Source organism: Cytobacillus sp. FSL K6-0265, assembly GCF_038003465.1.
GTDB lineage: Bacteria > Bacillota > Bacilli > Bacillales > Cytobacillaceae > Cytobacillus > Cytobacillus stercorigallinarum.
In genome coordinates this window covers 1721024-1741522 of the sequence record NZ_JBBOPE010000001.1, presented here as the reverse complement: position 1 = coordinate 1741522, position 20499 = coordinate 1721024, and the positions used below count along the sequence as shown (strand labels likewise).

25 protein-coding genes are annotated in these 20499 nt (G+C 35.7%); 7 read left to right on the top strand and 18 right to left on the bottom strand.

What is annotated here, in order from left to right:
- Nucleotides 1–209: 209 nt before the first annotated feature.
- Nucleotides 210–653, top strand: coding sequence for a PH domain-containing protein (locus MHH73_RS09025; RefSeq protein WP_191812406.1), 444 nt, complete (start codon nucleotides 210–212; stop codon nucleotides 651–653).
- Between the two features lie 68 nt (nucleotides 654–721).
- Here MHH73_RS09025 and MHH73_RS09020 read toward each other — a convergent pair whose 3' ends face one another.
- Genes MHH73_RS09020 through MHH73_RS09010 form a run of 3 tightly spaced genes read right to left on the bottom strand, consistent with a single transcriptional unit; the run spans nucleotide 722 to nucleotide 3859 of the window.
- On the bottom strand, nucleotides 722–2263 hold the full coding sequence (locus MHH73_RS09020; protein WP_191812408.1) for an acyl-CoA carboxylase subunit beta: 1542 nt from the start codon (nucleotides 2261–2263) through the stop codon (nucleotides 722–724).
- A gap of 12 nt (nucleotides 2264–2275) precedes the next feature.
- Nucleotides 2276–2488: an acetyl-CoA carboxylase biotin carboxyl carrier protein subunit gene (locus tag MHH73_RS09015; protein ID WP_341066270.1), complete on the bottom strand. Its 213-nt coding sequence runs from the start codon at nucleotides 2486–2488 to the stop codon at nucleotides 2276–2278.
- A gap of 24 nt (nucleotides 2489–2512) precedes the next feature.
- Nucleotides 2513–3859, bottom strand: a complete 1347-nt coding sequence (locus tag MHH73_RS09010; protein WP_341066268.1) for an acetyl-CoA carboxylase biotin carboxylase subunit — start codon at nucleotides 3857–3859, stop codon at nucleotides 2513–2515.
- A gap of 265 nt (nucleotides 3860–4124) precedes the next feature.
- On the opposite strand from MHH73_RS09010, the gene MHH73_RS09005 reads away from it, so the two are divergent.
- Entirely contained in the window at nucleotides 4125–4610 is a 486-nt protein-coding gene (locus MHH73_RS09005) for an N-acetyltransferase (RefSeq protein WP_191812414.1), read from the top strand.
- A gap of 113 nt (nucleotides 4611–4723) precedes the next feature.
- On the opposite strand, the gene MHH73_RS09000 is transcribed toward MHH73_RS09005, so the two are convergent.
- The 4 genes from MHH73_RS09000 to MHH73_RS08985 all read right to left on the bottom strand — a co-directional run bounded on the left by MHH73_RS09000 (nucleotide 4724) and on the right by MHH73_RS08985 (nucleotide 7251).
- Complete coding sequence (locus tag MHH73_RS09000; protein WP_341066265.1) at nucleotides 4724–5308, bottom strand: RsfA family transcriptional regulator; 585 nt, start codon at nucleotides 5306–5308, stop codon at nucleotides 4724–4726.
- Nucleotides 5309–5400: 92 nt separating this feature from the next.
- Nucleotides 5401–6162, bottom strand: coding sequence for an enoyl-CoA hydratase/isomerase family protein (locus tag MHH73_RS08995; protein ID WP_341066263.1), 762 nt, complete (start codon nucleotides 6160–6162; stop codon nucleotides 5401–5403).
- A 244-nt stretch (nucleotides 6163–6406) separates the two neighbouring features.
- Entirely contained in the window at nucleotides 6407–6580 is a 174-nt protein-coding gene (gene rpmF / locus MHH73_RS08990; RefSeq protein ID WP_095369631.1) for a 50S ribosomal protein L32, read from the bottom strand.
- 149 nt (nucleotides 6581–6729) lie between these two features.
- The gene (locus MHH73_RS08985) at nucleotides 6730–7251 is read right to left on the bottom strand and encodes a YceD family protein (RefSeq protein WP_191812420.1); all 522 of its coding nucleotides are present in this window, start codon (nucleotides 7249–7251) and stop codon (nucleotides 6730–6732) included.
- A 228-nt stretch (nucleotides 7252–7479) separates the two neighbouring features.
- On the opposite strand from MHH73_RS08985, the gene MHH73_RS08980 reads away from it, so the two are divergent.
- A complete protein-coding gene (locus tag MHH73_RS08980; RefSeq protein WP_341066258.1) occupies nucleotides 7480–8703 on the top strand; it encodes a nucleotidyltransferase in 1224 nt (407 codons plus the stop codon).
- A gap of 287 nt (nucleotides 8704–8990) precedes the next feature.
- Here the strand turns inward: MHH73_RS08980 and MHH73_RS08975 are convergent, their stop codons facing one another.
- Both MHH73_RS08975 and MHH73_RS08970 read right to left on the bottom strand, forming a co-directional pair.
- Nucleotides 8991–10007 carry a SepM family pheromone-processing serine protease gene (locus MHH73_RS08975; RefSeq protein ID WP_341066255.1) on the bottom strand — a complete coding sequence of 339 codons (1017 nt, stop codon included), beginning with the start codon at nucleotides 10005–10007 and terminating at the stop codon, nucleotides 8991–8993.
- A complete protein-coding gene (locus MHH73_RS08970; RefSeq protein ID WP_341066252.1) occupies nucleotides 10004–10792 on the bottom strand; it encodes a patatin-like phospholipase family protein in 789 nt (262 codons plus the stop codon). The genes MHH73_RS08975 and MHH73_RS08970 overlap by 4 nt, the downstream gene beginning before the upstream one ends.
- A gap of 237 nt (nucleotides 10793–11029) precedes the next feature.
- Here MHH73_RS08970 and ylbJ point away from each other — a divergent pair, with 237 nt between their 5' ends.
- Nucleotides 11030–12244: a sporulation integral membrane protein YlbJ gene (gene ylbJ, locus MHH73_RS08965; protein ID WP_341066249.1), complete on the top strand. Its 1215-nt coding sequence runs from the start codon at nucleotides 11030–11032 to the stop codon at nucleotides 12242–12244.
- Between the two features lie 74 nt (nucleotides 12245–12318).
- On the opposite strand, the gene coaD is transcribed toward ylbJ, so the two are convergent.
- The 3 genes from coaD to MHH73_RS08950 all read right to left on the bottom strand — a co-directional run bounded on the left by coaD (nucleotide 12319) and on the right by MHH73_RS08950 (nucleotide 15114).
- On the bottom strand, nucleotides 12319–12801 hold the full coding sequence (coaD, locus tag MHH73_RS08960; RefSeq protein WP_191812431.1) for a pantetheine-phosphate adenylyltransferase: 483 nt from the start codon (nucleotides 12799–12801) through the stop codon (nucleotides 12319–12321).
- Between the two features lie 21 nt (nucleotides 12802–12822).
- A complete protein-coding gene (rsmD, locus tag MHH73_RS08955; RefSeq protein WP_341066247.1) occupies nucleotides 12823–13386 on the bottom strand; it encodes a 16S rRNA (guanine(966)-N(2))-methyltransferase RsmD in 564 nt (187 codons plus the stop codon).
- Nucleotides 13387–13731: 345 nt separating this feature from the next.
- Complete coding sequence (locus MHH73_RS08950; RefSeq protein WP_341066245.1) at nucleotides 13732–15114, bottom strand: hypothetical protein; 1383 nt, start codon at nucleotides 15112–15114, stop codon at nucleotides 13732–13734.
- Between the two features lie 130 nt (nucleotides 15115–15244).
- Here MHH73_RS08950 and MHH73_RS08945 point away from each other — a divergent pair, with 130 nt between their 5' ends.
- Nucleotides 15245–15634 carry a DUF7147 family protein gene (locus MHH73_RS08945; protein ID WP_191812437.1) on the top strand — a complete coding sequence of 130 codons (390 nt, stop codon included), beginning with the start codon at nucleotides 15245–15247 and terminating at the stop codon, nucleotides 15632–15634.
- A gap of 51 nt (nucleotides 15635–15685) precedes the next feature.
- On the opposite strand, the gene MHH73_RS08940 is transcribed toward MHH73_RS08945, so the two are convergent.
- The 5 genes from MHH73_RS08940 to MHH73_RS08920 form a co-directional block, all read right to left on the bottom strand.
- Entirely contained in the window at nucleotides 15686–15961 is a 276-nt protein-coding gene (locus MHH73_RS08940) for a YlbG family protein (protein ID WP_191812438.1), read from the bottom strand.
- 122 nt (nucleotides 15962–16083) lie between these two features.
- Nucleotides 16084–16524, bottom strand: a complete 441-nt coding sequence (locus tag MHH73_RS08935; RefSeq protein ID WP_191812440.1) for a YlbF family regulator — start codon at nucleotides 16522–16524, stop codon at nucleotides 16084–16086.
- A gap of 65 nt (nucleotides 16525–16589) precedes the next feature.
- The gene (locus MHH73_RS08930; RefSeq protein ID WP_404826078.1) at nucleotides 16590–17021 is read right to left on the bottom strand and encodes a hypothetical protein; all 432 of its coding nucleotides are present in this window, start codon (nucleotides 17019–17021) and stop codon (nucleotides 16590–16592) included.
- A gap of 89 nt (nucleotides 17022–17110) precedes the next feature.
- Nucleotides 17111–17350: a YlbE-like family protein gene (locus MHH73_RS08925; RefSeq protein ID WP_191812444.1), complete on the bottom strand. Its 240-nt coding sequence runs from the start codon at nucleotides 17348–17350 to the stop codon at nucleotides 17111–17113.
- Nucleotides 17351–17365: 15 nt separating this feature from the next.
- Nucleotides 17366–17779: a YlbD family protein gene (locus MHH73_RS08920; RefSeq protein WP_191812446.1), complete on the bottom strand. Its 414-nt coding sequence runs from the start codon at nucleotides 17777–17779 to the stop codon at nucleotides 17366–17368.
- A 211-nt stretch (nucleotides 17780–17990) separates the two neighbouring features.
- Here MHH73_RS08920 and MHH73_RS08915 point away from each other — a divergent pair, with 211 nt between their 5' ends.
- Nucleotides 17991–18482, top strand: coding sequence for a PaaI family thioesterase (locus MHH73_RS08915; protein ID WP_341066238.1), 492 nt, complete (start codon nucleotides 17991–17993; stop codon nucleotides 18480–18482).
- Nucleotides 18483–18527: 45 nt separating this feature from the next.
- Here MHH73_RS08915 and MHH73_RS08910 read toward each other — a convergent pair whose 3' ends face one another.
- Complete coding sequence (locus MHH73_RS08910) at nucleotides 18528–19610, bottom strand: CAP domain-containing protein (RefSeq protein WP_191812450.1); 1083 nt, start codon at nucleotides 19608–19610, stop codon at nucleotides 18528–18530.
- Between the two features lie 492 nt (nucleotides 19611–20102).
- On the opposite strand from MHH73_RS08910, the gene MHH73_RS08905 reads away from it, so the two are divergent.
- Nucleotides 20103–20462 carry a YugN family protein gene (locus MHH73_RS08905; RefSeq protein ID WP_191812452.1) on the top strand — a complete coding sequence of 120 codons (360 nt, stop codon included), beginning with the start codon at nucleotides 20103–20105 and terminating at the stop codon, nucleotides 20460–20462.
- Nucleotides 20463–20499 lie beyond the last annotated feature (37 nt).

The following is a 20499-nucleotide window of genomic DNA, read 5'->3' as shown; positions in this document are numbered from 1 at the left end:
TTTTTTTTGTTTGGAGGGCTACTATCCATAATCATTGCTCAAAGATTCCACACTCAAAATAAACACGATAGAGATAAAAAAGTGCATTCGTTTACCTTATAAAAAATAAGGGTGCGAGCCACTCCGAACTTACTTATGAGTTTTTCAAAATTTACGAAACCGGTTAAACAAGAAAAGCGTATAGCATAATAACGAAAGGAAATGATTATATGTATTTTCCATCAAAGAAAGATTTATGGTTGTCAATCATCTATTGGTTATGTGCATTGTTTTTCATTATACCACCCATTTTCTTTCCAAACTTCGGAGTTTGGATAAGCCCATCGTTCTTAGATAAACAATGGATAAAAATTATTACTTTATCGCTCATTGGATTTTGTCTGCTGTGGATTTGGTTTAAGACAGGGTATTCAATTAAAAAAGATGTTCTTACTATTCAATATGGGCCTTTTAGGTGGAAAATCAAGATAGCTGATATTCACAGCGTTACGGAAACTAAAAACCCGTTTACAGATCCTGCTTTGTCTATCGATAAACTTGAAATTAATTATGGGAAGTTCAAAACAATTGCCATTTCACCTAAAAACAAAACTGAGTTTATCAATCAATTAAGAAAACAAAACTTAAACATTAGCACTGATAAGAACAAATAGTAGATTGTACATCTCCAAGAAAGGAAAAAACCCTGATACTCTCCTAAGAAAGGTCAGGGTATTTGTCTTTAAACTGGATTTACTGGATGTTTTCTAGAAACGATTGGTATATCTTTTGTAGCGTATAACTCAAAGCGATTAATAAGGGCACTTCTAAGCTCGTCTGGAGCGATAATATCATCTATAATGAGTTCCGATGCCAGTTTATAAATATCAATTGTTTCCTTATATTCTTTTTGTTTTTCTTGTACATACGCAATGCGCTCTTTCATATCTTCAATTTCATTAATCTTATTAGAGTAAACAGCATTGACTGCAGCCTCAGGTCCCATAACAGCTATTTGAGCAGTTGGTAAGGCAATACAGCAATCTGGTTCAAAGGCTGGCCCCGCCATCGCATATAACCCTGCACCGTAAGCTTTCCTTACAATAACTGAAATCTTAGGTACTGTCGCAGAACTCATTGCAGCAATTAACTTTGCGCCATGTCTAATAATTCCTGCTCTTTCAACTTTAGTGCCAATCATAAACCCTGGAACATCCGCTAAAAATAACAATGGAATATGATAGGCATCACATAGTGAGATAAACTTTGCTGCTTTGTCAGCCGAGTCAACAAAAAGAACGCCGCCCTTAACCTTTGGCTGATTTGCGATAATTCCGACTGGTTTTCCATCTATTCTCGCTATTCCGGTAATAAGTTCAGCTGCGAATAATTTCTTCATTTCAAAAAAACTATTCTCATCAACTAGTTGTTCAATACATTCATACATATCAAATGGGGCATTTTGATTCACAGGAATGATCTCTTCTAAAGACTTACCAGTTTTAGGTGCTACAGGTTCTTTAGTCGGCGGTAATTCTTGAAAATTCCCCGGAAAATAAGATAAGTAGTTTTGTGCGACCGTAATCGCTTCTTCCTCACTGTATGCTAAGTAATCCCCACAACCACTAACAGAACAATGCATTCTTGCTCCGCCCATTTCTTCTAGGGTAACCTTTTCCCCAATGACTTTTTCCGCCATTCTTGGTGACCCTAAATACATAGAAGCATTGCCGTCAACCATAATAACAATATCACAAAAAGCGGGAATATAGGCGCCGCCTGCTGCCGATGGTCCAAATAGTAAACAAACTTGAGGGACAACACCAGAAAGTTTTACTTGATTATGAAAAATTCTCCCCGCACCTCTTCGGTTTGGAAACATATCTAATTGATCGGTTATTCTTGCACCAGCTGAATCTACTAAATAAAGCAAAGGAGCTTTAAGTTTTTCCGCTGTTTCTTGAATACGAATAATCTTTTCAACTGTTCTAGCTCCCCATGATCCTGCTTTAATAGTTGAATCATTCGCCATCACACAAACTGTGCGTCCATTAATCTTTCCTACTGCCGTGATGACACCATCAGCTGGCAATCCTTCCTCACTACAGTTAGCAAACTTACCATCTTCTTCGTAAAAACCATCATCCAATAATAGTTCCAAACGCTTTCGGGCAAATAATTTATTTTGACCTTCAAGCTTTTCATGGTATTTAGGCGCACCGCCCGCTTCAATTTTTTTTCGTCTCTCTTTTAAATCGTTTGTTAGTGTTTGTATCGTTGTCATGTTTATCTCTCCTTATTCTAAAACTAATAAAGAATCGCCTTCATTCACAAAATCACCAATATTAACTTTTAACTCAGCTACCTTACCGCCTTGATTGCTCTCAATCGGAATTTCCATTTTCATACTTTCTAAGACAAGTACTTCTTGACCTGCAGTAATTTCATCTCCATTTGCAACTAACACATTAAGAACTGTACCTGCCATATTTGCTACGATTTCTTTCATTTTCTTTTCCTCCTTGGGGTTGTATTACTGTTTTTTCATTAATGGTTTATTTTTTAAAAAATCAGTTGTATATTGACCTTTACTAAAATCTTGATCATCTAAAATTTCTACAAACAACGGGGCATTCGTTTTGATACCAGAAATTTCTAGTTCCTCGAAAAATTGTGCTGCTTTTTGTAAGGTTTCCTCTCGGTTCTTGCCCGTGATAATACATTTCGCAATCATTGGATCGTAAAATGGGGTTACTTTAGAACCTTCAACATAACCATAATCAATGCGAACACCGTCAGGGTTTCCCCATTTTAATTGGCTAATCGTACCAGGCGAAGGCATAAATGTAACAGGGTCTTCTGCATACAAGCGGAACTCCATCGCATGCCCCACTGATTTAATTTCACTTTGCTTAAGAGGAAGTTCTTTTCCTTTAGCAATATCTATTTGCCATTCTACCAAGTCTATCCCCGTTATTTGTTCTGTGACAGGATGCTCGACTTGGAGACGTGTGTTCATTTCTAGAAAGTAGAAATTCTCATCCGCATCGACGATAAATTCAACGGTACCAGCATTTTTATATCCTACTGCCTCACCTGCTTTAATAGCAGTCTCAAGCATCTTCTCCCTCGTTTTCATTGATAGAGAGGGGCTAGGCGATTCTTCAATGACTTTCTGATGTCTTCTTTGAATAGAACAATCTCTTTCAAATAAGCTAACAATCTGGCCCTTATCATCACCAAATATTTGTACCTCAATATGACGGCTACCCTCTATACACTTTTCTACGAATACTTCATCACTGCCAAAGTATGCTTTCGCTCTTGATTTTGTCGAGGTGAAGGCACTTTTGAGCGCTTGCTCAGTTTCACAGCGCACCATACCGATTCCACCGCCGCCTCCACTTGCCTTAAGCATAATAGGGTAACCATATGTTTCAGCTAAAGCAAGAGCAGCTTCAACCGTTACAACACCACTATGACTACCGGGCACAATAGGTACGCCAGCTTTTTCCATCGTTTGCCTAGAAATAATCTTATCTCCCATTTTTTCAATTGTGTCAGGGTTCGGTCCAATAAAAATAATGCCCGCTGCATGAATTTTTCTAGCAAAATCAGCATTCTCAGATAAGAAACCATAGCCTGGATGAATAGCATCAACCTTCTCTGCCAAAGCTATTTGAATGATTTTCTCAACATTTAAATAAGATTGATTAACTGGCGGTGGCCCAATCAGAAATGCTTGATCTGCCTCGATAACAAATGGCATCCCTTCATCTGCCTCTGAGTATATTGCGACCGTTTCGATTCCCAGTGCTTTACAAGTTTTAATAATTCTTAAGGCAATTTCTCCTCTATTGGCAATTAATATTTTCTGCAATCATTTAGTCTCCCTTCGTTCGTTACTACATTAATACAAATGCAAATAAATATAATTTATCGCAATATTCTCTATTTCTACAAGGTTCTCTCTTTTTCCTTCTTTTTTATTGAAAACGCTTACGTTTATTTTTGAACAATACATTTTTATGCCTTGAATGATAAAAGAATAACAGTTTACTAAAGAAATTTTCTTAATATTGTTATATAATGATAGACAGTAAGCGCATTCAATAAATTACATAAGTGTTTTAGGGGGATGAATCATGAGCTATAAAGTTGAAAGACTAAAAGTAAATTACAGAACCTTAGAAGATTTTAAAAAGTTTAAAGAATATGGTCTTCAAGAATTATCAATGCTCGAGGATCTCGAAGGCAATATTATAGAAAACGGAAGCCAATCACCTTTTTATGGTATTTACTTCGGAGACCTACTCGTTGCCCGCATGAGTCTTTATAAAGTAGAAGCCAAATTCGACCGTTACTTCCAACCTTCTCATGATTATTTAGAACTTTGGAAGCTTGAAGTGTTGAAGGATTATCAATCAAAAGGTTATGGATCAGCACTTGTTAACTTTGCCAAGAGCTTTAACCTACCTATTAAGACGAACACAAGAATTAAGTCAAAGGAATTCTGGGAAAAGATGGGCTTCACTTCAGCTCAATATGATATGGATAGGGATTTAGGGGAAAACCCTGTTCTATGGTTTCCAGAGGGTATGGTAAAGGAATCATTAAAAGAAGACGAATAAACATAAAAAGGCACTCCGAATATAAATGGAGTGCTCTTTTATTTATAATATAAAATAAACTTTATAAGGAAACTTAAGTATACATATCATTGTTCGTAATAGGGTAATAGAAATTATACACGCACATTTTTTTCGCGATCGTCGGTTTTTAGTACAACCATTTTTCTTGCTTTTTCCATTATTTCTACAAGCGCCTTATAATCCTGCTCCAATGTTTGTATTTCTTTTAATAATCTTTCATTCTCAGCAGCTAAATAATAAGTTTGTTTTTCTAAAGAAGTAATTTTCCCCTCATAATGAGATAATGTGTTTTTTTCAGCAGAATGAGCATTTTCTGCTTGTTCATATACAGATTTAAGGCTCTCTACAATTTCATTAAAGCTTAATTGCGGGAGGCTTGTTGATACTTGTTTTTCTTTTGCTGCCTCTTCAACAACCAATGATGATGGTGCTGGGTCTTTTTTACGATTCTTTAATTCTTTCCGATGTTTCTTTGCTACTTCAATTGCTTTCTTATATTGCTTTCTTACATATGAGTTCCAGCGAAACCCACAGGCAGCACCTGTTCTTGATAACTTTTTACCCACTTCTTCAAATGCTTGAAGTTGTGTTCCTCCACCTCTTATTTGGCGAAGAACGACTTCAGCTAGTAAAACATCTTCATCTTGTGACCACGCATCTTGACGAGTAGAAGACATCCCTAACCCCTCCTAGTAGTGTTTTTATTTCATCTTATGCTTATACTAGAAAAGATAGACTTAAACATGGGATATTCAGTCGTTTTCTTTATTTACTTATTTTTTGTTAAAAATGTATTTACCGCTTGATGGTGACTTTCCTTACTCCAAAGAATCGAGCAAGTATGAACTTCTTCTTCCATTCTTTTTTCTAATTGTGTGACCTTCCACTTACGAACAAGGATCTCTTTATAGGCAGATAAAACATCTGTATGAATTCTATTAATGTTGGCAAAGAATTCTTGCACTACCTCCATATTCACTTGATCATAAATAGCATGAATAAAACCTTTTTTATACAAGTCTTCTGCCGCGTTTGGTCTAGCTTCCATCAGTAACTTTAAAGCAACTTCATTCTCCAGCTTCTCCAACAATATACTACCTCCGCCCCAACCTGTAGTAATAGCTAAAGTACCTTGAATAAAGCCCATTTTTGTTCCTTTTTTAGCAATGCGGAAATCACATGCTGTAGCCAGTTCACATCCACCACCTACTGCAGTTCCATTTATAAGGGCAATTGTCGGTTTGTTGAGTGTAGTGAGCTTATATAAAATCTTTGACATTTTAGATAGCATGTTAAATGCTTCTTCTTCAGTGATCAGATTTTGAAAAGCAGATAAGTCGCCACCAGAACAAAAGGCTCTCTCTCCTTCTCCAGTGATGACCAACCCTTTTATGTTTGCTTCTTGTTTAGTCATTTCAATTACTTTAAGCAGACCATCCATTACCTCATAATTAATGGCATTTCTCTTATGTTCTCTAGTAATCGTGAATACAAGCAAATTTTCTTCCTTATGTATTAGGTAACTGCTCATTATTATCAGATCTCCTTTAAAAAGTATAATGTAACAAAGATAATTAGGGATAAATTATGCATAGCTTTTTGCTCCATTGCTTTATAAACCTTGAATATTTATTAAAATTTTTATAGGATACTCCGCTGTAGATCCCTATATTCAATTCTTTTGTTTCTTCATTACTATGCCAGAAACAGTTGACAACAGACAATAGAAAAAACGCTGAAGCTTTTATTGCTCCAGCGTTTTGTCATATGAAAAATTAGTTGTTTACAACTTCTTTTCCTTTGTAAGTTCCACAAGCTTTACAAACGCGGTGTGAAAGTTTCATTTCACCACAATTTGGGCATTCTACCATACCAGGAACCTGTAATTTAAAATGGGTACGACGTTGTCTTTTTGCAGTTTTAGATGTTCTTCTAAAAGGTACAGCCATTATTCCCACCTCCTTATAGAGATTTAGAGTCGTTCAAACTTGAGGATTAACTTCTATTAATACAATAGAGTAGAAAAGACCTCTCTATATTTTGAACATACACTATGAAGAAAAAATTATTAAGACCAGCTTTCACTGTTTTCTTCCAGTTATGAATCAGAAGAATCCTTTTGATTAAGTAGCTGAGCAAGTCCAGCAAGACGTGGATCAATCTTTTCCGTTTTCTCTTGCTCGGAAATGACCTCCCAATCTTTTCCTGATTGAGGAGCGCCCTCTTCACCGCTATCATCGCAGAATACTTGCATAGGGACCTCAAGCACAAGAATTTCATGAATAATAGGCATCATGTCTATTACATCACCTTGTACTTGATGAACTTCCTCTTCAGTTTCATAATCGCTAGCTTTCAAGAGGAATGTTTCAATTGTTTCCACATTAATTGGATATTTAACGTCAACCAACGTGCGCGAACAAGGGAGAATCAAATGACCTTCCATTTTAAAATGGACAATCACTTTCTCAGAATCAATATCTGCTCGACCAGTAATTCTCATTGGTGAGGCATCTCTGATTTCATTATCCATTTTGACTAATTCATCAACATTGACGATTTCATCAAAGGGGAAGTCCTTGCTTCGATACTTCTGTAACTGACTTAAAGTCCATTTCATATAAATCACCCCAAGGCAACAAAGGTAATTATAGCTTTCATATAATTATTTGTCAATATTTTTTCTTTACAGTCAGAAGGTTATTGAAAAGAGAATCATTTATCTCATTTTCTCTTAGTATTGTAACCAATTTTATTCAATTTGCAAACCTTTATCGTCGATTTATGGAACCATTAGTGAAATTTTATTTCTTCATTTATAATTAAAATAAGAAGGAGTGGTTAACAAATGAAAGCTGTCGGTATTGTCGTTGAATATAATCCTTTTCATAATGGGCATGCCTATCAAGTAGAGCAAGCAAAAAAGGAAACAGGTGCAGACGTGGTGATTTGTGTGATGAGTGGTAACTTCCTGCAAAGAGGAGAGCCGGCAATCGTATCAAAGTGGACGCGAGCAGAAATGGCCTTAGCTGGTGGCTGTGACCTTGTTTTTGAACTGCCTTTCTCATTTGCGACATCTCAAGCAGATATATTTGCAAAAGGAGCCATATCAATACTCGAAGCTACACTATGTCAATATTTATCATTTGGTAGTGAACAAGGGAATATACAGCCATTTTTATCAACTTATCACGGGTTACAGAAACATGAAATTGAGTATAACCAACTGCTTAAACATTATAGTAAAGAAGGCTATAGTTATCCTAAAGCTGCATCTCTTGCTTTCCAACAATTACAATTGGCCATCGATGAAGAAATAGTGGATTTAACAAAACCGAATAATATTCTTGGTTTCCAATACATAAAAGCTATAAAGCAACAAAATGCGAAAATGGAGCCAACCACAATCGCCAGAAAGAATGCGGAGTATCACGATGAAGACTTTAATGCATCAACAATTGCAAGTGCTACAAGCATCAGAAAAAAGATATTTTCTCAAGAACCAAATATAGAAGAAACTTTTAAATATATGCCGAGAACCTCATATGATGCCTTGCATTCGTATTATAAAAAATATGGAGTTCTGCATCATTGGGAACGATATTGGCCTATGCTACAGTACCGCTTGCTTAGTTCGTCACCTGCTCAACTTAGAGAAATATATGAGGTTGAAGAAGGGATCGAATTTCGTTTAATCGAGGCGAGTAAGACTTCAACTTCTTTTCAAGCATTTATGGAAGCAGTGAAAACAAAACGGTATACATGGACACGCATTCAAAGAATTTGTTTGTATATTCTTATCCATGTGAGTAAACAATCCATGTCGCATATAGAGGAAGCTGAATATCTTCGCTTACTTGGCATGTCATCAAAAGGGCGAGTCTATTTAAATCAACATAAAGGTGAGTTTAAGCTTCCACTCATTTCTAAAGTCTCCGAAAAAAATCGGGAGTCATTAGCTCTAGACCTTAAAGCAACTAGAATATATGCACTGGCAGCAAATTCTCCACAACAACAGCAGCTTTTAAAACTTGACTTTAGCCAACCACCAATCATTTATGACAAGCGATAAAAGCAGCGCTTAGTTTGTTTAAGGTTATAGTCAAATAAGTTTTTGTGCTGTTTAAGCTAAAAATAACACTGGTTAGTTAGCGGAAAAGACAATTTTCGCCATCGCTCTGGTTGGATATCACAACCTACCCTCTACTTGTAAATAGCTACAGAAAATCAGTAGCATTGGGTGAATACACATAACTAAATATGAAAAAAACTCATAAAAGTAACGGAGAAATTCTGATTCATTTAGCAGAACTTCTCCGTTATTCATTACAGGCCACACTTTAATAAAAACATTTTCTATCATTTAGCTTCTAGGTCTTCTAAGTACTTCACTGCATCATCAAATGTGTCAATTGGGATGATTTTCATATCCGTATCAATATCTTTAGCTGTTTTAACTGCCTCTTTGTAGTTTGATTTATCACTATTATTCTCGTTCGGTGCAAAGAAGATATCTGCTCCGGCATTATCTGCAGCCACTATTTTTTGATCTATACCACCGATGCGCCCAACCGTACCATCTGGTGCGATTGTTCCAGTTCCGGCGATTTCATATCCTCTTGTTATATCTCCCTGAACTAACTGATTATAGATTTCTAATGAAAACATAAAGCCAGCGGACGGACCACCAATTTCACTTGTATCAATCGCCACTTCTGGATCAACTGAAATCTCTTTATCATCCACTAATGTGATGCCCACACCAACCTTTCCGGTCGCAGCAATTTTCTGTAGTTCGATATCAGTTTCTCTTTCTTCCCCGTTTCTTTCAAAAGTAAGGGATATGCTGTCACCTTCCGATTTTGATGAAACCATATCAATAAATTGCTCTGAAGATTGAAATGATTGGCCATCTACTTTCGTTACCCTATCTGATGCTTCAAGTTTCCCTTCTGCTGGCATACCTTCCATAATGTTAAGTACATACACACCTTGATAATTGTAATTTACTTCTAAACCAGCATGTTGATATGCCACTTCTATGGCTGACTGCTTGGAGTTATCCATTAAGTATAATTGCCTTAACTGATATTCTCGATCAGTTTCATCTTCTCTTCGAATATCCTCAATAGGATAAATATGTTGATATTTTTGCCATTTCGCCCATAAATAAGTATAAATATTCGCTTTGCCCATTCTTATAGTCGTAAGCATGAAACTTCCTGTCGCATTGTCTCCATTCTCAACTTCAATGATTGGTTCTAATTCTTTCGCCATCCCTGGCTTTGAGACATAATAAGGAAGTTGTATAAAAGAAGTAACAAGGACGAGTAATGCTAAGACGAAGAAGGAGCGAGCCCAAATTTTTCTTTTCATTCATTTGGCTCCTTCCAATTTTCGATTATTTCTTTTATTTTATCAATATATTTGAGCGCTTCCTCTTCTCCTATCTTAATTATTTCATTTATATTTGTAAAAGCTTTTGAACTATACATCTCTACACTCGGTCGAATCATCACATTGGATGCTATTTCACGGTTGATTACATTCTCCATTTGTAAAATATCTAGGCTCTGCATAATCACATCATAAATGGAGTGTATCTCTGTCTGAACATTTACCCTTGAGACATCAACAGCAATAATAATATCTGCTCCCATATCTTTTACAACTGAAACAGGCACACGGTCAATCACACCCCCATCGACTAGTAACCGCCCATCAACCTTTTCAGGTACAAAAATACCAGGAATAGATATACTTGCTCTAACAGCTTCTGCTATTGGCCCTTCTTGGAAAATTACCTTTTCTCCCTTCTGGATGTCCGTTGCGACAACAGAAACAGGAATCGTTAAATCTTCTATTTTCTTGTCTTGTGTGAATACACGGATAAATTCCTTCACGCGATTACCAGCAACAAACCCCATTCTAGGGACCGTAAAATCCAAATAATACTTTCTTTTAAAAACAGTGGAAAATTTATATAATGTTTCAATATCTATGCCTGTAGCGTAAAAGCAGCCTACCATTGCCCCCATACTGCTCCCTGCAATCAAGTCAATTGGTATATCTTCATCCACAAGCGCTTTTATTACACCAAGATGAGCAAACCCACGCGCACCACCAGATCCGAGAGCAAGACCTATTTTTGGTCGAACCAAATCTTTCCCTCCAATCCCTTTCATAAAATGATTGTCTTTCTTCTTTACATGGTTGGATATCAGAATACATCAGGCTATTTATTATCTTATGTATAAATTGATGCTTTAGTTAACAGGCAATAAGTAATGTCGTTTTGAAATCAATGGTCTAATTTTTCATTTATCGTCGTATATTCAATAGAAGAAGGACATGCTTACAATGTGTTCCAGCCGTCATTACATAAGGGAGGCTCATTCGTGTCACGTTCAAAGTTAAAAACAATCATGCTTGCACTTTCGGCGTCATTAATCGCCTTTTCACTTATATTATATCCACAAGAATCCGTTGATGCATCGAGAAGGGGCCTCGAAATGTGGTGGGAAATTGTTTTTCCTTCCCTCTTACCGTTTTTTATTATAGCCGAGGTTTTAATCGGTTTTGGTGTTGTGAAATTTATTGGTGTCCTCTTAGAACCACTCATGCGACCATTGTTCAAAGTTCCAGGTGTTGGCGGCTTTGTGTTAGCTATGGGAATGGCATCTGGTTATCCAGCTGGAGCGAAGTTCACAGTACGATTAAGACAAGAGAAACAAATATCACGTCTGGAAGCAGAGCGACTTGTTTCCTTCTCTAACTGTTCCAATCCTTTGTTTATTTTTGGCGCGGTTTCTGTTGGGTTCTTTCATAATACAAAATTAGGGATTATTCTTGCCCTAGCCCATTATCTAGGTAATTTAACTGTAGGTTTAATCATGCGCTTTTACGGACGAAAGGAAGAAGAGCAGAACACTAAGATAGCCACGCCTCCCACTCGAAAATTTTCTTTTAAGGAAGCATTTAATGTCTTACATGAAACAAGATTACAAGAACAGCGTCCATTAGGAAAGCTTGTTGGTGATGCTGTAATATCTTCTATCCATACTTTATTAATGATCGGTGGTTTTATTATTTTATTTTCGGTCATAAATAAATTATTATTCCACATTGGCATTACTGACTTTTTCGCTTATGGCCTTGGTCTATTATTATCTGTTTTCCAAATTTCCCCTGAATTTAGTAAAGCTTTATTCTCTGGTATTTTTGAACTGACTCAAGGAAATCAAATGACTGCTCAAGTCGATCATGTTCCTCTGTTACAAAAAGTAATGATTGCAAGTGCTATCTTAGCCTTTTGTGGATTCAGCGTTCAAGCACAAGTCGCAAGCATTATCGCTCAATCTGATATACGCTTTAAGCCGTTTTTCATCGCTCGAATTATTCATTCATTTATTGCTGCTTTTTACGCCTATCTATTTTGGCATTTATTATATAACCGCGTGTCATTTGAACAACCATCTAATGCCATACCAGTTTTTCAAAATGAAGGTTTCACCCTATATGAATACATGATAACACTTGGACCACTCATTACTTTATTTTCTCTCATTCTATATATTTTTATCTACTATCGTAGGCATTTTCATTCCCATTAGTACACGACCTTGAAGGAGAATGACCGTATAAAAAAAGGCAGACAATCTCTGGTGAGTTGACCTGCCTCTTTATTTTACTTAGCGAATTTTTTGTGTAGCGCATGTTGTACAACTGCTGGAACAAGGTCAGAAATATCTCCTTGATATTTTGCCACCTCTTTTACGATACTTGAACTTAAAAAGGAATATTGATTATTCGTCATAACGAAGAATGTTTCGATATCATCATTTAATACTCGATTCATCGATGTGATTTGCATCTCATATTCAAAGTCTGACACAGCCCTTAGCCCACGTATAATTGCTTTCGCATCTACACTTTTAGCATAATCCACTAATAAACCTTGAAATGTCCCCACTTTGACATTAGGAATTTCTTTCGTCACTTCTTCAATCAAGTGGATTCTTTCTTCAACAGAGAAGAGTGGATTCTTCGAAGAGTTATTTAATAGCACAACATGTATTTCGTCAAATACTTTTGCTCCCCTTTTAATAATATCCAAATGGCCAAAAGTAATTGGATCAAAACTTCCTGGACATACGGCAATCCCGCTCATTTTTATCCCCTGCTTTCTAATTTATTCATGAGGCTCAATAAAACAATAAATGGAAACAGCAATGATACCATAGCTTTCATACTTTACTTGTTCTAAGTCCCCACAAAAAGTGGGTAATTGTATATCTGAGCTATGTTCACACATTATCATGCCATTTTGCTTTAGTAATTTCTGTTGACTAATAATTTCTAACAATTTTACGAGTTGTTGCTTTTTGTAAGGTGGGTCAAGGAAGATATAATCAAATTGTAACTCCCTTTTCATAATGGCTTTTAAAGCTCTTTCAGCGTCATTTCTATAAACTTCAACGCCTTCTTCAATTTTACAAATTCGTAAATTCTCATGTACTGTATGTACTGCCTTGCTATCACGATCAACGAAAATCGCTTTTTCTACACCTCTACTTAATGACTCTATCCCCAGGCCACCACTTCCAGCAAACAAATCCAGTGCGATGCCTCCATCAAAATAGGGGCCTATCATATTAAAGATTGCTTCTTTTACTTTATCAGTTGTTGGTCTTGTTGATTTACCAGGAACAGCTTTAAGTTGCAGTCCCTTATATTGACCAGATACTACCCGCATACTACTCACCACTTATCTTAAATTCAATTTTTCTTCATCATCCTACCATACTTTTTATAGGAAACAAACACATATTCTCCTAAGTATTTCAAGAGATGATGAATAAAAATGTATAACAATATCTTATATGGAGATAATGAGATTAACAGCATCTAAACGATGTTGTTGCCAACCGCGGAGAAGACTTACGTTTCCCCATAAGTTCTTCCTCCGGTTTCTCCTCTCCCTTTACCTTCTGCCTATTAGTTGGTTAGAAGGACCCTGTAGTATTTTTGCTACAGGGATTTTTTTATTTATTTGACGATGACATTAAATAAGGATTCCCCATATAAATTGTTTTTCCTTTTACATGTCAAAATAAACTTTATTGCCCTCTTCTTTCAAGTGTATACGAAAGATGGACTGGAGCCATTTTTTTTCTAAATAGTACTCACCATTCATCTTTTTTAGTGGATGTTCTAACAAACCAAAAACCTCTTCATTTTTTATAAAAATCGACTGATCTGAATATAAACGATAAACATCTTCCTCATCAAAGATTACCCATTCCGTTTCAGATAAACGCTCTGTTTCTAACTCGAGGAATGACATTGTCTTTTGGAAAGGTACCCACTCTATTCCATCAATCTCAATTATTTTTACAGTGAATTTTTTATCCTTCCAATGATAATCTTTCATTGTAAACAATTCTAATGAAACCGGTTGTTTATTCCTAAATAATTCAGCAAAGAAGTTCGTTTGCTTTCCTGTTATTTGATAGAGGATTTCATCCATATCTTCTGGTACGAAACTTTCATCCAAGTCGGAAATATTGGCAACAATTTGCTCCAACTCACTTGCAGTTAGCTTTTCTTTTAGTTCGTTAAAAGCAAACTTACTCAGAGCAAAACGAGGATTTTCATCAATAATAAATGATGTTAATAAATCCAAGAACCATTCTATTTCTTCACTTTCAATAGCATAGAAATAGAGAGCCTCTACTAATTCTCGTTCTAATGATTCCCCACTAGGTAAAATAAGAATCCCTTCATATAGGCCACTTTTCAACTGATTAGTTGTAATGATATTTAAGAATTTTGCTTCTTTTACCTTTTCTTCATGTTTTTGCATCAGTTCTTTGATCTCATGATAATGATTCCCATAATATGTATAATACTTATCGTTTTGCTCAGTGTTTATTTCACCCTTATGCCAAAGGAGTGCCGGGTTGTTTGCATGACCTGAAAAGGAGTAATAATCTATTAGGTCCTCTTTCACGAACCCTGATAAAGGAATACCAGCCATCCAAGTTCCATTTCGGTGGTGAGATTCAATGATTTTTAATTCCACATGATCAATAGTGACGCCCTTTAATTGAAATAACCATTCACGAATCAAAGTGTTAGTCTTTTGATTTATAGGCAAACTATAGGTAATGTGTAACTGACTCCCTTTAGTCTCGATAATATTCTCAGCTCCCCAAACACTCTTACACTCACCTTTATTATCATATGTACATGTCCAATTTGAAGCTTTCTTCGGTACGATCATTTCGTATATGGATTCGTCAGATAAGGTAGAAATCGTTTGAATGACTCGTACAGAGTTTTCACCCGAATGAATGGTCACTTTTGTTTGTGCACTTTCATGTGCATTAACGGTTTGCCCATCAGTTATGAATTGGTCCCATTGATTAAAAAATATGCAGACGATAATGATAACAAAAAGAATAGAAATTACCTTTTTCATCATGTGCTCCTTACTACTCACTCAAGTAATACTTGTACCTAATTATATATAAACACCGAATATCCTTCTAATCAATTAAAAAAAATGATAAAGTAGAAAAGTGTTGATTAAACATAAAAGGAGAACAAATATGATTCAAAGATTTATTGAACTCGGAGAAGGGTATTCTGACATTTATGAATTGATAGAGATAGCGAAAAGGAATAGTGACCGCCTTAAACATATGATGGTTTTACATACAACAATAAATGACAAGGCCATGAGTTCACTTATCGTGATATTAAACCCACCTGCTGAAGGAAAATTCCAACCGATATATATTTGCAGAGAAGGCGTGCCAAATCATGAAATCAAACCTAATAAACGCTTTCAATTATTTGCCGAAACAGCGAAAGAGTTAGATAAAGAACTCATCCAATTCAATGTGAAACCTTCAACACTTTTCTCTGAGAAAGACTTATATTTTCAACATTTAATTGCTATATTCAGGTTAAATCACTATTTACCTGCACTAACTTAAACAAACCTAGGCATATATTAGCTATATATATGCCTAGGTTTGTTTAAATTGCTAAATGCCCATCTTATAATCATACTCTTTTGCTTTATCTGGTTTTGCGTTTTCAAACTGAGTTTTTAAAAAAGGTTTGTACGAAGGTTCCACTTTTTTAACAAACGAATAAGAACTAATCTTTTCAGTTAAGGCGTCGATATCCTCCATGTTACAATAAACAACTACGTACTTTAACCGTTTCGATACATAATGAACGTTGCCAAATCGTCGTAACATTTTCGCTTGCTTTAATGAATAAAGCCAAACAATTAAACCTTGCCTCTCTCCAAGCATAATACTTCCCCTTTTGTTCAAATGATTGTTATTAGTCTAGCATATATTTCATTATTTTTACAATGTGATTGATTTTTTCATTCTCTATCTTCTAAAAAAACAGTGCGGTCATGACCGCACTGTTAAGCAGAACAGCTACATGCTCCGCCTGATCCACAACCACCCGAACAAGCATTATCAAAAAATGGGTTACCTGTTGGGACTTTAATATGTTGAGACACAGAGTGACTAATAATGACACTAATTTCGTCAAGCAAACTTTGTAACTCTGTTTCCGATTGTCTAAACGCTGCTACATATGGATCCATATCCATTTCTCTCTTTAACTGACGTATAGACATCGTGACTCTTTTATAATCAGGATGATACTTACCGAATCGTTGTACATCCTCATAAAGATCTTTCATTTCAACAAATTGACGAATCTTTTTCTGAGTTTCAGAATTTGATTGCATCTCCTTGAGGCATTGCTTGTATTGAGCAGCTTCCTCAGACTTGACAATCATCGTGACAATCTCATCGGCTACATCCAATATTTCTAATCTTTCTAAAGTAGCAAGCATCTGGAAGCTCACCTCCACTTTTCATCATATCATGGAATAGCTAAAATCAAAAGCACTGAGAAAAATTATTCCACCTGTACGATAAATTCTTTTGTCAAAAAGTAAAGGGCAGGGTCACTACTCACTACTTCCAGTTTGATATGATGTTTCCCTTGTGACAACCCTTTTATTTTGAATGCAGCGCGGCTGATTTCATCTGTTTTCTTCCCATCAAGATATACAATGAACTTCCCTTTCACCCCTTGTCGATCTTCTCTAAATGTTACCCCATCAACGATACATTCAATCAATACATCATTACCTTCCACTACATGCTTTACAAGAAAATCTTGTGGTCCTTTTGCCAAGGCAGTTGTTACTGGAATAGATTCTCTAATTTCAAGCCCATTAACAGGCGCTAGGATGCTATTTGTTTCTGGCTCTGGAATATCTTTGGTGCAAGCAACTAATACAATAAATAAAATACAAAGCGAGAAGTATTGAAAAATTTTCTGCAAGCTCATCAACCCTTTTTATTATGTATTATTTGCTTTACAAAAATAATTACTCATAAAAAATAGTCCTCTTCCTTAACGAAGAAGACCATTTATGATTGACTGTTCATTGCTTGAAACATACTCATCATCATAGAAGCCATCTGAACTCCATTAGAAAACTTTTCTACATGATGAGGGATTGTTTTTTTATGATAGTGTAACGATGCTACTTCTAATTTCTGTATTTCTGTTGGATTCCGCGATAACGTTCGATACCATTGTGGTTGTTCTCTAACGAACTTTTTCAATTCTTCATTTTGTTGAATATATTCTCTAATATCTTTACGCAAAGATTGTCACCTTCTTTAATCTTTTTTAAATGCAAATGGATTTGGTTTTTGAGCTATTGGGTTTGATTGAGTAGCGCTTTTAGAGGATGAAGCTCCTCCTTGAAATTGTGATAACACTCCTTGAATGGCTCCGAGAGCTTGGCTCATATTTGTAATATAACCTTGTACTTGATTCACATCCATGTTCTTTACAGTACCCATCACCTGATTGACCCAATCTTGTTTGTTTTCAGTGGTTGTTGTGGTCGTTTCTGACGAATCTGTCTTCTGCTCACGTTCATCTTGCTCATCATCTATTAATAAGTACCATTCTTCATACAATTGCTGCATCGACTTTTTACCGGATCTAACTTCCTTTAGTACTGATGGATTCTTTTTTACATATGACTTAAACCGCTCAACAGTAGGATGCAATTGTTTCTGTGCCACTATTATTCACCTCTTATTCGTTACAAATGCCTACCTTATTGTATGAGTGGCCCATCATAAAAGTGATAAATTTCTATATTTCTATTGCTCAAGTTTCTGTTACGATAAAGATAGCATAAATACAACACTTCATTTGTATTGGTATGAGGAATAGAAATTGCTTATACTTAAAATCAATGAAAAGTTAATGATATAACAAGGAGTCTCACAAATGATGACAAACAAAGATCTCTTACTTCAGAAGTTTTCAAAAATGATTGATCAAACCACTGACAAAGACTTACCATTAATCAATACTATCGTGGATAGTTTAGAAAGACAGCAAAATGGGACAAATCGTTCATATATTGAAGCATTTATGAATGTAGAAGAACAGTTAGAGGATGATACTGTTACAATCTCTATTCCTATTACACCTCTACTTTATAATCCGCTTGGTATTGTGCACGGAGGTATGATTGCTACCCTCATTGATACCGCAATGGGTACATTAAGCAATAAAGCAACACCAATAGATAAGATGGCTGTAACCACGCAATTAAACATTCATTATTTAGCTGCAATTAAAGGGAACAACCTTACTTGTTATGCAACAATCACTCATAAAGGAAGCCGCATGATGGTCCTCTCTGCTGTCGTTGAAAGAGACGATGGTAAGAATGTTGCAATTGCTTCCTCTAACTTTTTTGTTGTCGGTAAGTGAATAAAAAAGACGTTGCACTCATCATACAATGAGTAAGCAACGTCTTTATTCTTGTTCCCATTTCTCAATAAAGTTTTGTGTAAAGTGCTTCTTGTAGACGCCTACACCAATGTCAGTAAATTGTTCATTTAATAAAGTTTCACGATGTGCACTACTGTTTAACCATCCCTCCATCACTGAAGGTGCATCTACATAATTAGCAGCAATATTCTCGCCCGCCGATAAATAAGCAACCTCGCCTGCTTTCAGTCGGTCTGACAGTTCACCATATTCATCAGAGGTATGAGAAAAGGCTTCACTTTCATACATATCCACACTGTGGTTATAAGCTACTTCTGAAGTCTTCTCATCTAAGGAAAGCTCCTTCACATCATATCTTTCTCTCATCACGTTCGTAATATCAATAATCTGCTGCTCCATCCCTCGATTGATAGCTGCTTCTTCCTCTTCTAATATATCATTTACAACAAATAACTCGCCTCTATAAACTAATTCATAAGGCCTTAACATCACGAAAGACTCATCATTTAGAAAACGAACACTAGAAAGCGTGCCTGTAAATTTATCTAAATAAAGGATTGCGTAATAATCACCAATTCTAATAATAGGTCTCATATTCATGTCTGCTTCTGATAATTCAAAGCGATAAACACTACCCTCAAATTCAATTTCTATATTTGTTTCTGCATATAGAGATGAGTAAATTTCTCCTGATGGTTGTCCAATTTTAAAAGGCGTTACATCCACTTCATCACCTGTGGCATATACGGATATGACTTTTCCTTCCCATATACCGACTTGTATATATTCATGATTGCCATTCGGATAAATCCACCAATCATAGCCTTGAAGTGTAGGATCAATCCGTTCTGGTTCACCAAACTCTTTTTTAATATCCGAAGCTTTAGACCCCATTAAGGTGAGCAACCCTTCTTCAGGCATCTCAGCAACCATTGACTCTTCATCATCTTGATTACCTATCGTTTCATCTTGAGCAACTTCTGTACCCTCGTCACTCAATAGCAGTTGATCTTCACTACTAAAATCTAAGTATAACCATATAACAGTAAGAGCCAATATCAGTACAAATACACGTAATACACTCTTCAGAGAACTTGCACCTCCCATGACTTCTTTTAAAACTCGGACACTTCTATTATATCCACGTCATAAACATGAGTATCGTAAAATATACACAACTTCTCATTTTTTCAATACACAAAAAAGTATTTTTTATAACATATGTTTAAATATAGTATATCATCACATAGAAATGGATAATAGCAAGTTGTTTATGAATTAAGAAAACCTTTACACATATTTTATGGGTACACTTCATTAAATACGTTGAATAACTTGTATAAAAGTCTCGAATTAAAGGTTTATACATATTATTATACATGGAATTGAACTTTATAGCATTACCCTCTATTCATCATTCTTTTCTCTAATTTTTCATTATACATATATAAGGGATGTTGGGAATACTAGTGTTAGGTGAGAATAGTGATATATTTGAAAAAGATTGCAACTTGTCCATTTTTCAACTATTATTAAATTTGAGATGATTCAATATTGGTTCTGTTTACCAATTGTTTTTTTCAGGAGGGATTGATTATTATGAAGCTTGAAAATACGGGTTTAGAAAACAAGCAAGTTGAACTAAAGCGACTAGATGACCTAATGGATTCTTATCAGTTAGTACGTGCAGGACAATGGGATTATGAAAGAGTTACATACGATCGAAAATTCGAATTAAAAGAAGGAGTCTACTACCTGCGTGTGTTTGGATATGCAGTAGAAGGTGACGTTGGCGCTAGAAAGGCGACGATTCAATTACTTACTCCTTTATTAGGCAAACATTATTATCCGCACGGAGTAGAATACGGGGATGGCGAACACTTCCCACAAGCACTTGTAAAGCAATCTGAAAAGATCTTAACAGACATTAATAATGATTTAGAACAAATACTTAAGTAAGCGATAGAAAAAACGTGAAGACAACATCTTCACGTTT

Coding starts and splice junctions, on each gene's coding strand:
- MHH73_RS09025 (WP_191812406.1), top strand. CDS start 210: ATGTATTTTCCATCAAAGAAAGATTTATGGTTGTCAATCATCTATTGG.
- MHH73_RS09020 (WP_191812408.1), bottom strand. CDS start 2,263: ATGACAACGATACAAACACTAACAAACGATTTAAAAGAGAGACGAAAA.
- MHH73_RS09015 (WP_341066270.1), bottom strand. CDS start 2,488: ATGAAAGAAATCGTAGCAAATATGGCAGGTACAGTTCTTAATGTGTTA.
- MHH73_RS09005 (WP_191812414.1), top strand. CDS start 4,125: ATGAGCTATAAAGTTGAAAGACTAAAAGTAAATTACAGAACCTTAGAA.
- MHH73_RS09000 (WP_341066265.1), bottom strand. CDS start 5,308: ATGTCTTCTACTCGTCAAGATGCGTGGTCACAAGATGAAGATGTTTTA.
- MHH73_RS08995 (WP_341066263.1), bottom strand. CDS start 6,162: ATGAGCAGTTACCTAATACATAAGGAAGAAAATTTGCTTGTATTCACG.
- rpmF (WP_095369631.1), bottom strand. CDS start 6,580: ATGGCTGTACCTTTTAGAAGAACATCTAAAACTGCAAAAAGACAACGT.
- MHH73_RS08985 (WP_191812420.1), bottom strand. CDS start 7,251: ATGAAATGGACTTTAAGTCAGTTACAGAAGTATCGAAGCAAGGACTTC.
- MHH73_RS08980 (WP_341066258.1), top strand. CDS start 7,480: ATGAAAGCTGTCGGTATTGTCGTTGAATATAATCCTTTTCATAATGGG.
- MHH73_RS08975 (WP_341066255.1), bottom strand. CDS start 10,007: ATGAAAAGAAAAATTTGGGCTCGCTCCTTCTTCGTCTTAGCATTACTC.
- coaD (WP_191812431.1), bottom strand. CDS start 12,801: ATGAGCGGGATTGCCGTATGTCCAGGAAGTTTTGATCCAATTACTTTT.
- rsmD (WP_341066247.1), bottom strand. CDS start 13,386: ATGCGGGTAGTATCTGGTCAATATAAGGGACTGCAACTTAAAGCTGTT.
- MHH73_RS08950 (WP_341066245.1), bottom strand. CDS start 15,114: ATGAAAAAGGTAATTTCTATTCTTTTTGTTATCATTATCGTCTGCATA.
- MHH73_RS08945 (WP_191812437.1), top strand. CDS start 15,245: ATGATTCAAAGATTTATTGAACTCGGAGAAGGGTATTCTGACATTTAT.
- MHH73_RS08940 (WP_191812438.1), bottom strand. CDS start 15,961: ATGCTTGGAGAGAGGCAAGGTTTAATTGTTTGGCTTTATTCATTAAAG.
- MHH73_RS08935 (WP_191812440.1), bottom strand. CDS start 16,524: ATGCTTGCTACTTTAGAAAGATTAGAAATATTGGATGTAGCCGATGAG.
- MHH73_RS08915 (WP_341066238.1), top strand. CDS start 17,991: ATGATGACAAACAAAGATCTCTTACTTCAGAAGTTTTCAAAAATGATT.
- MHH73_RS08910 (WP_191812450.1), bottom strand. CDS start 19,610: ATGGGAGGTGCAAGTTCTCTGAAGAGTGTATTACGTGTATTTGTACTG.
- MHH73_RS08905 (WP_191812452.1), top strand. CDS start 20,103: ATGAAGCTTGAAAATACGGGTTTAGAAAACAAGCAAGTTGAACTAAAG.